Here is a 12,748-nt window from a genome sequence, read left to right on the forward strand (position 1 = left end):
AGACAAAGCGTGTCGGAAGCTGGAACCTCGAAATTGCCGTCTTCGGCGCGGGTCGTCATCGTCGGTGGCGGCATCATGGGCTGCGGTCTGGCGTATCATCTGGCCCATGAGGGCTGGTCTGATGTCGTGCTTCTGGAAAAGGCGGAGCTAACTTCCGGGTCGACGTGGCATGCGGCAGGGCAGATCACCCATTCGACTTCCAGCTTCGGCCTAGGAAAATGTGTCGGCTACAATATCGACCTTTATGCCGGAAAGCTGGAAGAGGAGACCGGCCAGTCTGTGACCTGGCATGGCTGCGGCTCCTTCCGACTGGCCTATACCGAAGACGAAATGGACTGGCTCCGACACACGATGAGTGTCGGGCGGGCGCTGAAGTTTCCGATGGAACTGGTAGGTCCGGACCGCGTTCGCGAGCTGCATCCGTTTTACAATCTCGACGGTGTGCTGGGTGCCCTGCATACGCCCGATGATGGCCATGCAGATCCGTCGGGCGTCACCCAGGCCCTTGCGATAGGGGCACGGAAACTCGGCGTGAAGATCATTCGACGGTGCCAGGCGACGGATATCAAACAGCAGCCGAATGGCGAGTGGAAAGTCTCCACCGAACTTGGCGACATCACCTGCGAGCATGTGGTCAATGCCGGGGGCACCTATGCCCGTCAAATGGGTGAGTGGAGCGGCTTGCAGCTACCGATGACCTCCATGACCCACCACTACATCGTTACCGATACTGTTCCGGAGTTTCTCGAACTTGACAGGGAACTGCCGGTCATTCGCGACGACAAGCTGGTGTCCGGTTACATCCGCATGGAGCAGAAATCCGGCCTGATCGGCATTTATGAGAAGGAAAATCCCAATACGGTCTGGGAGGATTTCTGTCCGTGGGAAGCGGAAAACGAACTTTTCGAGGCCGACTACGACCGGATCATGCCGTGGCTTGAAAACGCCATGGGCCGGATGCCGATCTTTTCAGAACTCGGCATCAAGCGTGAAGTTCACGGCGCGATTTCCCATCCACCGGATGGCAATCCGCTGATTGGTCCGGCGCCAGGCGTCAAGAACTACTGGTGCTGCTGCGGCACCCAGATCGGCATTGGCTGGGGACCCGGACTGACGCGGGAGCTCGCACGCTGGATCGTGCACGGCTCTGCCGATATCTCCATGCGTGAATTCGATCCTCGCCGGTTCGGTGGGTATGCCGAGAAGGACTGGCAGGTTGTCAAGGCGAAGGAGGATTACTGCCTGCGTCACGAGATTCCGTTCCCGCATTTCAACCGTCTTGAGGGGCGACCGATCAAGCCGAGTCCGCTTTATGAACGGTTGAAGGACAAAGGTGCTGTCTACGAAGAAGTCTACGGTCACGAGCGGCCGCGCTGGTTTGCCAAGGGCGGTCTTGAGCAACGGGACTATTATTCCTTTAGACGGGCTGACTGGCATGATGCGGTCGGTTCAGAAATGAACGCGGTGAGAACGGCAGCCGGCATCATGGATATTTCGGCTTTCACCAAGGTAGAGCTGTCCGGTCCGGACGCGGAAGCCTATCTGGACAGGCTTGTTGCCAACAGGCTGCCGAAGAAAACCGGTGGGATCGTGCTGACGCACATGCTCAACCGGAGAGGTCGGATCGAACTGGAGCTGACGGTTGTGCGCCTGGCCGAGGACCGTTTCTATCTGGTCTGCGCGGCGTTTTTCGAGCAGCGTCTTCTGGATCACCTTGCGCAGAACCGGGTTGAAGAAGATGTGACGGTCCGCAACCGCTCAAACGAGTGGGGAGCAATGACGCTGAATGGGCCCAGAGCACGTGAGATCCTTGCGGCAAACACCTCATCAGCGCTCGACAACAAGTCCTTTCGCTGGCTTACGGCACAGGAAATAGAAGTTGCGGGCAAGAAGCTCTGGGCGTTCCGCATGTCTTATGCCGGTGAACTCGGCTGGGAGTTTCACGTCCCCAGAGAGGACATGCTTGAGGTCTATGATGCGCTCTGGGCGACGGGTGAACCGTTTGGGCTTATGGACTACGGATCGTTCGCCATGAATGCATTGCGCCTGGAAAAGGGCTTCAAGGGAGCCGGGGAACTCACCAACGAAGTGACCTTGCCGGAAGCCGATGTCATGCGCTTTGCAAAGCTCGACAAGGGAGATTTTCTGGGACGGGACAAGACGGCAGAAAGCGCCGCCAGTGAAAACCTGCCCTGGGTTTGCGTCTACCTGGAAATCGAACCGGACGGTGTTGAAGATGGTCATGGCGGCGAAGCCGTATTGCTTGATGGCCAACCTGTCGGTGCGACCAGTTCGGTCGCTTACGGACACACCGTCGGCAAGATCCTGGCCTTTGCCTATGTCAAACCAGAGGCAGCCCGGCCTGGGCAAAAACTCGAAGTTGTCATCATGAACCAGATGCGCAGCGCTCGCGTGCTCGAAGCTGCCGCTTACGATCCTGAAAGCCTGCTTCCGCGCACTGACGCTCCAGTAGGAATTGCAGCAGAATGACCATACCGGAAACCATGAATGCCGTCGTTCTGGAAGGACATGGCGGTCTTGAGAAGCTGGTCTGGCACGAAGACTGGCCGACACCCCAACCAGCGCCTGGCGAGGTTCTGATCAAGATCGGGGCATGCGGCCTGAACAATACGGACGTCAACACGCGTTCGGGCTGGTATTCCAAAACGGTATCCGATGCGACCACCGGGGATGCCTATCGGGAAGTGGGTAACGATGATCCGACCTGGGGCGGCAGGCCGATTACTTTCCCGCGCATCCAGGGGGCCGATGCGGTCGGCACAGTCGTCGGTCTGGGCGAGGGAACGCTCTCCGATCTCATGGACAAACGTGTGATGGTCGATTGCTGGCTTCGCGACTGGTCGGATCCGGACAATCGCGACAAGACCGGCTATTTCGGTTCGGAAAGCAATGGTGGTTTTGCCCAATATGCGGTTGTCGACGCGCGGAATGTTGCCGTCATCCGCTCGGACCTGAGCGACGCGGAACTGGCGACCTTTTCCTGTTCCTATACGACGGGTGAGGGCATGCTCAGCCGGGCGCACGTTACGGCTGGAGACACGGTGCTCGTGACAGGTGCATCGGGCGGCGTGGGTTCCGCGCTCATTCAGTTGGCCAAGCGCCGCGGAGCGTGCGTCGTCGCTCTGGCCTCACCAGGCAAGCATGACGATGTGAAGGCACTTGGAGCCGACGTGGTTCTGGAACGCGCACCTGAAGACCTGAAAGCAGCACTCAAGGCCGCAACAGGCAAGGATACGGCGTCGGTTGTTGCCGATATCGTCGGTGGACCTTACTGGGGCACACTGATCGATGTACTGGAGCGCGGCGGACGCTATACCTGCTCGGGCGCAATCGCCGGACCGATGGTGGAGCTGGATCTTCGAACCTTTTATCTGCGCGACCTGACGCTGACAGGGTCCACGGTCGTTGCGCCGCAAATATTCGGGGACCTTGTCGGATACATCGAACGCGGTGAAATCCGGCCTGTGCTGGCCGCAACCTATCCGCTGCAGGACTTTCACGCGGCACAGACCGCCTTCATCGAAAAAAAGCACACAGGTAACATTGTGGTGGTTCCATGAGCCGTGACGCGTTCGACCGCTTGCTGACCGCAGTTCGGACCATTTACGAAAGCGATGCGGAACTCGGCGCATTCGCACCTTGGCCCAGTCAGCTGGACTGGGCTGAGATCGAGGCAGAGAACCTGCCTGTCGCCAGGCATGTCGGCGGCTGGCTGGAAAATGACAGTTCGGCGATGGCCGAACTGCACCAGGCCATTGCTGCGGCCGCACCGAAGGCAGCCTGGCGCCTGACCTATACCGAAGAGGAGGTCGGTGCACACTTTCTCGAAAACTACGGTTATTTCGAACTCTTCGGACCGTCAGGACATTTTCGAACCGAGGAAGGACGCGTCTATATCGCCTACTGGGGCCCCGAGCTCTTTTACGACTGGCATCATCACGAAGCAGAAGAGCTTTATGTCATCGTGTCCGGTCTGGGCGAGTTCCACAGGCAGGACGGGATGACAGCCGTACTGGGACGGGGGGCGACCCGTTTTCATCAGGCCTGGCAACGCCATGCCATGACAACCAGGAACGAGGGTATCCTCACACTCATTTTCTGGCGGGGGTCGGGATTGAGCGGATTGCCGCATATGGAGCGTCGGGGATGAAGATTACGCGTATCCGTATCTTCAAGACGGATCTGCCCTATGTCGACGGTTCCTATGGCTGGGGAGCCGGAAACGCCATCATGGTTGCTAAGGCGTCAGTCGTGGTTGTCGACACAGATGCCGGACTTTCGGGCTGTGGTGAATTCACACCTTGCGGCGAAAATTACATGGTTGCGCATTCTGAGGGTGTTGAAGCTCTCGCCCGTCTGGTTGCTCCCGCACTGATTGGCGAGGATCCAAGGCAAGTCGCGCGCATCGAACAGATCATGGACCACCTGGTTCAGGGACACGGCTATGCCAAAGCACCCTTCGATGCCGCGTGCTGGGACATCGCGGGCAAGGCTCTTGATGCTCCTGTCTGGCTTCTGCTTGGCGGCAAACTGACCGACGGCGCTCCGATGTACCGGGTCGCGCCTCATCGCGGAACGGAAGAAACGATCGCGGAGCTGGAACGGCACCGTGCCGCCGGTTACCGGCAGTTCCAGATCAAGGTCGGTGTTGACTGGGCGGTGGATATCGACCGTATAAGGGCAACTGTTCCTCTGCTGAAACCAGGCGAGAAAGCCATGGCCGATGCCAATCAGGGCTGGCGTGTCGACAACGCCTTGCGGGTCGCAAGGGCGACGCGTGATCTCGACTTCATATTCGAGCAGCCCTGCCGGACCTATGAAGAATGTCAGCAGGTCCGCATGCGTATCGACTTGCCGATGAAGCTGGATGAATGCGTCACAGGCATTCACGCGGCACAACGGATCGTCGCGGACCGCGGCGCCAACCTCGTTTGTCTGAAGATATCCAATCTGGGCGGGTTGTCGAAGGCGCGGCGCGTGCGCGACTTCTTTGTCGACAATCGGATTCCGGTGGTGGCTGAAGATACCTGGGGGGGCGAAATCGCAACCGCCACTCTGGCGCATTTTGCAGCCTCGACGCCGCAGGAGTTTTTGCAGAACACGACCGATCTGCACAATTACAACACCCGATCGACCGGAGCGCCGGGTCCGAAAACCGCACAAGGTAGGCTCTTTGCTTCCGATGCGCCGGGACTGGGTGTCACGCCCGACTTCGCAAGCTTGGGCGAACCCGTCGCAACCTTTGGGGAGGCAGCATGAGGATCAGCCGCATCACGGTCTGGCAGATCGACCTGCCGCTCACCAAACCCTATTGGCTTTCCGGCGGGCGGCTGAAGTTCGAGGCGATCGACAGCACTTTTGTGCGTATCGACACGGATGAAGGCGTCTCGGGTTGGGGCGAAGGCTGCCCCTGGGGGCATACTTACCTGCCTGCCCACGGGCCGGGACTTAGAGCCGCCATTGGTGTTCTTGCGCCTGCCCTCATTGGCCGAGACCCTCGCGCGCTTGATGAAATCAACCGGACCATGGACATTCAGCTGCCGGGCCATCTTTATGCCAAGTCGCCACTGGACATTGCGTGCTGGGACATTCTGGGCAAGACGGCGGGGGCACCGCTTTGGCGATTGCTTGGGGCTGAACAGCCGGCGGCCGTCGCGGTGAATTCTTCCATTTCCACCGGGACACCGGAAGAGATGATTGCGCTCATCCGGGAAGCCAGTTCGAAAGGCTATCGAACCCATTCGGCCAAAATCGGCGGCAGTGATTTCTCGGCTGATATCGAGCGGATCGAGGCGATTTCCGCAGCGCTGCCCAAGGGCGAACAGGTCACCTACGACGTCAACAGGGCCTGGACGCCTGGCGTTGCCATGCAGGTTCTGAACGCGGTCTCTGCCAGGGACTGGGTCGAGCAACCCTGTGAAACGCTCGACCAGTGTGCGCTTGTTGCCTCCAAGGTGCCTCAGCCGATCATGCTGGATGAATGCCTGCATTCGTTTCAGGACCACCTTGAAGTCTGGAAACGCGGCAGCTGCCAGGGTGTCAAGGTCAAACCCAACCGGGTTGGGGGACTGACCAGGGCCCGGCAGATCCGGGACTTCGGCGTTTGTGCCGGTTGGCAGATGCATATCGAAGATACCGGAGGCAGCGCCTTTGCTGACAGCGCGGCGCTTCAGCTGGCAGCTTCGACACCAGATGCCAACCGGCTCGCCAGCTGGCTTTGCCATGCTCACCTTGGGATTGACCCGGTTCCGGGCCAGGGAGGACGCAACAAGGGCGGACTGGTTCACTTTGATGATCGCCCCGGGATCGGCATCACGCCTGACCCGTCTCGTTTGGGTGAACCTGTTGCCATTTACGAGGGCGTTGCATGAGTGCTCTCTCTGATCTCAGGATTTCCAGCCTGACGCTTTGGCGTGTCCCGTTGACCAGTCATGAAACCTACTACATGGCGGCAGGCAAGACCTGCGATACGGTCGACAGCATGGTGCTGAGGATAGACACCGAGCAAGGCCTCAGCGGCTGGGGTGAGGTTTGCCCGATCCCGCATTACTTGCCCGCCTATGCCAGAGGAGTGTCTCCGGCGATTGAGGAACTCGCTCCGATCCTGATTGGCGCCAATCCGATGGGAGTGGAGGCTCTGATGGCGACCTGCCGGTCCTATCTGCAGGGGCATCCTTATGTGCAATCAGCCATCGATATCGCCCTTTGGGACCTGACTGGAAAGGCCTGTGGCGTGCCGGTCCATACCCTTCTGGGCGGACTGCACTCAAGCGAACTGCCGCTCTATCATTCCATCACTTGCATCGCGCCTGAAGAGATGGCGCGAATTGCTACAGCCGCATTGGGACGGGGCATCAGCCAGTTTCAGGTCAAACTGGGAGCGGACAACAACTGGGAAGCTGATGTCGCCAGGTTGCGGCTGGTGCGCGAAGCGGTCGGAAGCGGACCGGTGGTCTACGGAGACTGGAACTGCGGTGCAACGCGATTGGATGCCACACGTGTCGGCCGCGCTGTGGCCGGTCTCGACATCATGCTGGAGCAACCTTGCGCGACAATGGAAGAATGCGCCGCAGTGCGCGCGTCGACAGGCCTGCCGATGAAGATGGATGAAAACGCGCATGACACAGCGAGCCTGCTGAAGGCGTATGAGCTAGGCTGTATGGATGCTGTCGCGCTGAAGCTTTCCAAGTTCGGTGGCATTTCAGAATTGCGCAAGGCGCGTGACCTGTGTCTCCACGTCGGCGCAAAGATGTGCATCGAGGATACCTGGGGATCGGATATCACGACAGCCGCCGCACTGCATGTTGCAGCCGCGACGCCACCTCAAGCGGTTTTGAATGTTTGTGATTTGTCGGGCTACGTATCACCGCGTCTAGATCCTGAAGCTCCGGTGCGAAACAATGGCCGGATCTCTCCGCCGACCGGTCCCGGCCTCGGCGTTTCACCAAACCTTGCCGAACTGGGGGAACCCGTTCTTGCTTTGGCTGCCTGAAGGAGGCCCGAATGAAAACCTCAATCTCTCAACAGGACTGGAGAGCTCGTGCAGCTGAAGTTCTGCCTGCCGCCGGGTTTGGTAACTTCGATCCGGGTGTTGTCATCCGTGAAGGCAAGGGGGCCCATGTCTGGGACGAAGATGGTAACGAGTTCATCGATTACCTGATCGGATCCGGCCCGATGATCCTGGGGCATGGTCATCCTGAAGTTCTGGAAGCCGTGCAGGAGCAGCTTTCGAAGGGAATGACGTTTTTCACCAACAATGCGCGCGGCATCGAGCTGGCGGAAGCGCTGGTCGAGGCGGTCCCTTGCGCCGAACAGGTTCGCTATGTGTCGACCGGTGGCGAGGCGGACATGTACGCCATGAGGCTCGCCCGGGCCTTCACCGGCCGCGACAAGGTCCTGAAGTTTGAAGGCGGGTATCATGGTATGTCTGGCGAAGCGCTGATGAGCCTTGCGCCGAACAACCTCGTCAACTTTCCGCAGGCTGTTCCGGATTCAGCTGGAATTCCCGAAAGCGTGCGCGATGGAATGCTGATCGCGCCTTTTAACGACGTCGATTTTGCGAAGTCTCTCATCGAAGAGCATGCGAATGACATTGCCTGTGTGATCGTGGAACCGCTGCAGCGGTTGATCCCGCCTGAACCCGGTTTCCTCCAGGCCTTGCGCGACCTGACCAGCAAGCACGGTATTGTCCTGATCTTCGATGAAGTCGTAACAGGCTTCCGCTTTGCGTATGGCGGTGCTCAGGAATATTACGGCGTGGTGCCCGATCTCTGTTCGCTCGGCAAGATCATGGGGGGAGGGTTTCCGCTTGCAGCTGTTGGTGGCCGTTCAGAGATCATGGCGCATTTCGACAAGGCGATCGTCGGTGAAAAGGGGTTCACCTTCCAGATCGGAACGCTCAGTGGCAACCCGGTGGCGAGTGTCGCCGGTCTGAAAACGCTGGAAATCCTCAAGCGCCCTGGCAGCTACGACAAGCTGCGCGAGACCGGTGAGCGGCTGATGGCAAGCTTCAAGACCCACTTGGATCGCGCCGGTGTGGCTCATCAACTGGTCGGTGAACCGATGTTGTTCGATGTTGTGTTCACGGACCAGCCGGTCAGAAATTATCGGGACATGTTCAACAATGATGCTGCCAAGTCGAAGATCTTCAACGAAAGCCTGCGCGCCAGCGGCATTCTGAAGCCGGACAGCAAGCTTTACGCGCATCTTGCGTTGACTGAGGAAGATCTTGAAGCCACGGACAGGGCGCTGGAAAAGGCCGCGAATGCGCTTCAACAGCGATAGCCGAATTCACTGGCCGGGTGTTTCCTGTTCGGATCTGATTTTCAGGATCAACCAGCAGGACCCGGCCAACACAAACGCGATTGCCGAGTAGAGCGAAAACAGCAGCACGCTTGAGTCCTGTAGAACACGCGGGACAATCTCGGCATTGATGCCGGAAAGGCTCATGAAAACAAGGTTGAAGAATGCTACGCCGCTTGTGCGCGTCGCATCACTCAGGAACCCTGGCAGGATTTGAAAGGCCGTCGTCCTGATACCGAAGCTGAAAGCGAGCTGGACGACGCCAAAGAGCAGGATCGCTGTCCACCCGCCGCTTAGTGCTAGCAGGAACTGCGCGACGGCCATAACAAGAAGACTGCCCACAAGGATCTTGTTGGTATGTCCCTCGTCGATCAATTTCAGCGCGGCCATCGCCATGAGGAAACCGAGCACTGTGTAGACCGCCAGGATCTGCAGCGTGAGAGCGGTGTCCTGTTGTCCGAAAAAGTCAAAGAGCAACGGCCCATAGGCGATTATGCCGGAACCGCAGGTGGTGGCGGCCAAAACGATCACTGACCCCAGTAGCAGACCTCTTCTGCTTTCCGTCGTCGCAAACAGAAGCTTTGGTGCGTGATACCAGGGCAGGTTGGGCGGATCTTCATCTCCGCCCGAGAGCAGGGGCAATCCATACCAGGTTCGAGCCTTGTGAGCGGTTTGCTTGTAGCCGGCGCGATGCAGGAAATGCGGAGACTCATGAAGGCGAGTCAGGCCTACGATTTGAACCAGAGCCGGAAGCGCCGAACCGGCGATCGCAAGACGCCAGCCGCTGCCTTCGACAAAGGCGAGTGAGAGAAGCAGCTCACCGACATACCCTGCGCTGACGCCGACAGGAACAGCGGACAAAAGCAGGGCTCTCCGTTTTTCGATTGCAATTTCAGCAACATAAACAATAGCCGTCATGAACAATATGCCGGCTGCGCATCCGCCAATGAAACGGTCAATCACGAGAAAAAAGACCGAGGGGAAGATCAACACCAGAAGCGGTCCGGCAACGAGAGCGCTGGCGCATATCGTCATAAGACGCTTCCGACCGAGCCGGTCAGCAAGTGGCACGAGAAACACCCCTGTCACTTCGGCAAAGTCAAACAGGGCGATCAAGTCCGCAATGTCATCGTCGCTGAGGTCGAAGGCATCCCGGATCTGCAGCATCACACCGGAATAGACGCCGGCATTGTAGCCGTAGATGAAGCCGCTCAGCATGGAGATGAAGAACAGGATGCGCAGCGTTGGCGGAGCCCGGGAAGATGTCGGATCTACAGTTTCGTCAACGGTGGTCATGGTCGCGAATGATCCGGCGTCACTGGTCTGGTTATGGTTTCATTATGGGGCCGATATTATGAGAATTGCCAGTTTCCTAAATCGGGCGTGAGCGCGATCGGGTCTGTCGCGCAGGTGCAGCGGCCTGACTACTCGGGACAGGCAGTCCGATAGAAAACGCGAAAGCCCTTTCACGTTACTGAGTAGTGAAAGGGCTGCCGATGTTTTTTAGTTCTGTCCGATTGCTGGTGGAGACTGCCCTAAGCGGCCAGTTCCTTGCCTGCTTGTGACAGAATTTGCAACGCGATAAGGCGCTGCGTTCCGCCTTCGTCGCAGGCCTCCTTCAGTCTTGAAAGGACCTCGTCGCTCAAACCGCAAGACCCACGGCTGGAAATCGCCTTCGCCAGAACGGAACCGAGCGCTCCACTTTCACGGAAGGTTGCCTGAATGAGGTCTGCCGCGCACCCGGCATCTTCAAACTCGCACGCGAATTTCACTGCTGCCTGCCGTGTTGAACGGTTCTCGGAATTCAACAAGCCGCCCAGCTGGTTGGGTGTGAAACCCAATCTGGCGCAGGCTTTCAGAGCCGCGATCCGGTCGGCGTCATTGTTCCCCGAAAGAGCATTTTCCAACCGTTCCCGTGCCGCCTGCTGTGGAGCAAAGGCGAGCAGTTCCAGGAATGTCATGCGGGCAGGGGGATGGTTGTCCGGCGGCAGGTTCAGCAGCTTTTCCCACGTATCATCGGAAAGGGATATGCCGCGTTCAGCCCTGCGGAGCAGCGAAGTCAGCGCGGATGCACGAAGCTCCTTGTCCCTGGCCGAGCAGCAAGTCAGTAGCGCCTGGGTGAAAACCGGCTGTGCCTGCTCGCCGATCAGCCGGACTGCGATGCGCCGAATGTCGATTGCCGTGCTCGGCGCAACGTCGGGACGGACGCGCTTCTTCTGCAGCGTGTTCTGAGCAAGTTCAAGGAACTTCAGGTCCTGATGAGAAAGTTCGATGCTTTCTTCTTCAAAGGCAAGTTGCTCCTCGTCTCCCTGGAGAATGGCCGCAAGGGTGTTTTGCGGGAACTTCACCACATCGGCAGTGTCTTCGGCTGGCGAGGTTTCTGTTTCCTCGGCTACTGCTTCGCTTTCCAGGCCGCCTGCTTCTTCTTCGTTACCAGTTGTCTCGTCAGGCTTGCGATAGTCGCTCAGCTTTACCGGTTCCTCAGATTTTTCTTGAGGCACGACATTGCCTTCGCGATCGATCACGACCCTGTTTCGATTGCCTCCTTCGTCATCCCTGGCGCGGGCGCCGAACTGTTTTTCCTGCTCGTTCTCGTCCTCTTTTTCCTTTTCCTTGGCTTCTTCCTCTTCAGAGGCAAGGTCTCCGCGGGCGGCCAGCAGCAGGACGGCCGCAGCATTGTCGGCGACCTCTCCGTCTTTACCGGAAAGGCTTGCCAGAGAGGCAAGGGCCGACAGCCGCACCATCTGGCTCTTGCTGGTGACGCCGTCGGTCAGACTTTCAAGGGACTGAGGACATTCAAAGTTGGCGAGTGTGGTGTGAACCGCGCGCTGGATTTCCGGCTTTGGATTGCGTGCCTTGATCTCGAGCAGCAGCTCGAAGGCTTCGTCCGTTCCGCTGCGCCCCAGTACTTCCACCAGGGCAGCAATGTAGTCTTCCGGCTCGCTTCTGAGTTTCGCTTTGGCGTGCTCCAGAAGCTTTGCGACTTGAACATTTTCCGGATGACGTTCGGTCAGACGCTTCATCGCGGCCAGCTTTACCGATTTGTCTTCATCGGCAATCGCCAGGTCGATCAGATCGTCGGTCGCGACAGTTGGCGATCTGGAGGCAGTAAACGCCCGAATTGAAGCGGAAGGATCCTTGATCAGCCGGGTATCGAAAATGGGAGCATTTCGCTCCAGAAGGGTTTCGAGTGCCGCGAGGCGTACGTCAGCATTTGTGTCCTGACTAAGTGCATCCAGGGCTTTGACGACGAGCGGGTCACTGGAGGCACCGAGCGCCCGCGCAGCGCGGGCGCGCTGCCGTTCGGACGGGCTCTGGCCTGCATCGATCAACGCAAGTAGTCCCGGGCGACCGAGTCCGGCGAAAGCTTCCAGAATCTCATTCCATAGATCCTGGCCGAACTCGTCGGTGGCGGCTTCAAGAAGATCGTCCACGGCTTCTTCGATCCCCAGACGGCCGACCGCGCGAATGGCTTCCTTCTGAACATCGAGCCAGTCGTCCCAATCTGCGCTGTCGTCTTCCCAGGCCACATCGTCTTCGCAACGGTCTACAACGAGCTTGCGCAGGAGCGGGGCAACAAGATCGCGGTCTTCGGCTTGAAGTCCTTTGATGGCTGCAACCTTGGAGTCGCCGACAGGATCGTTTTCAAGGCTCCACAAGAACTCTTTTCCGAGCTCTTTTTCCTTAAGATCGACGAGTGTCTGCAGAGCATCGACACGCACGTCCGGATCGTCGTTACGGGTTGCCTCAAGAAGCACTTCGCGCGCGCTGGAGAGCTTCCAGGCGCCGGCGGTTTCAATCGCGAGGCATTGTTCTGAAGGTGAGCCCGTTCTGGCAATTTCCAGTAAATTGTCCTGGACGTCCTTGTTGAGGGTCAGGATCTCGGAACTTGCGTGCAACGCTGGATTTTCAAGGGTCATTTCTG

9 protein-coding genes are annotated in these 12,748 nt (G+C 58.5%); 7 read left to right on the plus strand and 2 right to left on the minus strand.

Features of this window, described 5'->3' with window-relative positions; translation table 11 throughout:
- Window positions 1-9 precede the first annotated feature (9 nt).
- From ABLO27_RS22345 to ABLO27_RS22375, 7 genes are read left to right on the plus strand one after another with little or no spacing between them, the layout of a single operon-like run.
- Entirely contained in the window at window positions 10-2,490 is a 2,481-nt protein-coding gene (locus ABLO27_RS22345) for an FAD-dependent oxidoreductase (protein WP_353035868.1), read from the plus strand.
- The gene (locus ABLO27_RS22350; protein ID WP_353035870.1) at window positions 2,487-3,581 is read left to right on the plus strand and encodes an alcohol dehydrogenase family protein; all 1,095 of its coding nucleotides are present in this window, start codon (window positions 2,487-2,489) and stop codon (window positions 3,579-3,581) included. Before ABLO27_RS22345 ends, ABLO27_RS22350 begins: the two co-directional genes overlap by 4 nt.
- Window positions 3,578-4,171, plus strand: coding sequence for a dimethylsulfonioproprionate lyase family protein (locus ABLO27_RS22355; RefSeq protein WP_353035872.1), 594 nt, complete (start codon window positions 3,578-3,580; stop codon window positions 4,169-4,171). Before ABLO27_RS22350 ends, ABLO27_RS22355 begins: the two co-directional genes overlap by 4 nt.
- Window positions 4,168-5,280: a mandelate racemase/muconate lactonizing enzyme family protein gene (locus ABLO27_RS22360; protein ID WP_353035874.1), complete on the plus strand. Its 1,113-nt coding sequence runs from the start codon at window positions 4,168-4,170 to the stop codon at window positions 5,278-5,280. Before ABLO27_RS22355 ends, ABLO27_RS22360 begins: the two co-directional genes overlap by 4 nt.
- A complete protein-coding gene (locus tag ABLO27_RS22365) occupies window positions 5,277-6,392 on the plus strand; it encodes a mandelate racemase/muconate lactonizing enzyme family protein (RefSeq protein WP_353035876.1) in 1,116 nt (371 codons plus the stop codon). The genes ABLO27_RS22360 and ABLO27_RS22365 overlap by 4 nt, the downstream gene beginning before the upstream one ends.
- Window positions 6,389-7,513 (plus strand): mandelate racemase/muconate lactonizing enzyme family protein, encoded by a 1,125-nt coding sequence (locus ABLO27_RS22370; RefSeq protein ID WP_353035878.1) that lies wholly within the window; start codon window positions 6,389-6,391, stop codon window positions 7,511-7,513. The genes ABLO27_RS22365 and ABLO27_RS22370 overlap by 4 nt, the downstream gene beginning before the upstream one ends.
- A gap of 11 nt (window positions 7,514-7,524) precedes the next feature.
- Entirely contained in the window at window positions 7,525-8,805 is a 1,281-nt protein-coding gene (locus ABLO27_RS22375; RefSeq protein WP_353035880.1) for an aspartate aminotransferase family protein, read from the plus strand.
- Window positions 8,806-8,811: 6 nt separating this feature from the next.
- Here ABLO27_RS22375 and ABLO27_RS22380 read toward each other — a convergent pair whose 3' ends face one another.
- Together ABLO27_RS22380 and ABLO27_RS22385 are read right to left on the minus strand one after the other, a co-directional pair.
- Window positions 8,812-10,119 (minus strand): MFS transporter, encoded by a 1,308-nt coding sequence (locus ABLO27_RS22380; protein WP_353035882.1) that lies wholly within the window; start codon window positions 10,117-10,119, stop codon window positions 8,812-8,814.
- A gap of 239 nt (window positions 10,120-10,358) precedes the next feature.
- Window positions 10,359-12,743 carry a HEAT repeat domain-containing protein gene (locus ABLO27_RS22385; protein ID WP_353035883.1) on the minus strand — a complete coding sequence of 795 codons (2,385 nt, stop codon included), beginning with the start codon at window positions 12,741-12,743 and terminating at the stop codon, window positions 10,359-10,361.
- Window positions 12,744-12,748: the final 5 nt, after the last annotated feature.

It is taken from the genome of Roseibium sp. SCP15 (assembly GCF_040329435.1).
Classification (GTDB): Bacteria; Pseudomonadota; Alphaproteobacteria; order Rhizobiales; family Stappiaceae; genus Roseibium.

Coding starts and splice junctions, on each gene's coding strand:
- ABLO27_RS22365 (WP_353035876.1), top strand. CDS start 5,277: ATGAGGATCAGCCGCATCACGGTCTGGCAGATCGACCTGCCGCTCACC.
- ABLO27_RS22370 (WP_353035878.1), top strand. CDS start 6,389: ATGAGTGCTCTCTCTGATCTCAGGATTTCCAGCCTGACGCTTTGGCGT.
- ABLO27_RS22380 (WP_353035882.1), bottom strand. CDS start 10,119: ATGACCACCGTTGACGAAACTGTAGATCCGACATCTTCCCGGGCTCCG.
- ABLO27_RS22385 (WP_353035883.1), bottom strand. CDS start 12,743: ATGACCCTTGAAAATCCAGCGTTGCACGCAAGTTCCGAGATCCTGACC.
- ABLO27_RS22360 (WP_353035874.1), top strand. CDS start 4,168: ATGAAGATTACGCGTATCCGTATCTTCAAGACGGATCTGCCCTATGTC.
- ABLO27_RS22350 (WP_353035870.1), top strand. CDS start 2,487: ATGACCATACCGGAAACCATGAATGCCGTCGTTCTGGAAGGACATGGC.
- ABLO27_RS22355 (WP_353035872.1), top strand. CDS start 3,578: ATGAGCCGTGACGCGTTCGACCGCTTGCTGACCGCAGTTCGGACCATT.
- ABLO27_RS22375 (WP_353035880.1), top strand. CDS start 7,525: ATGAAAACCTCAATCTCTCAACAGGACTGGAGAGCTCGTGCAGCTGAA.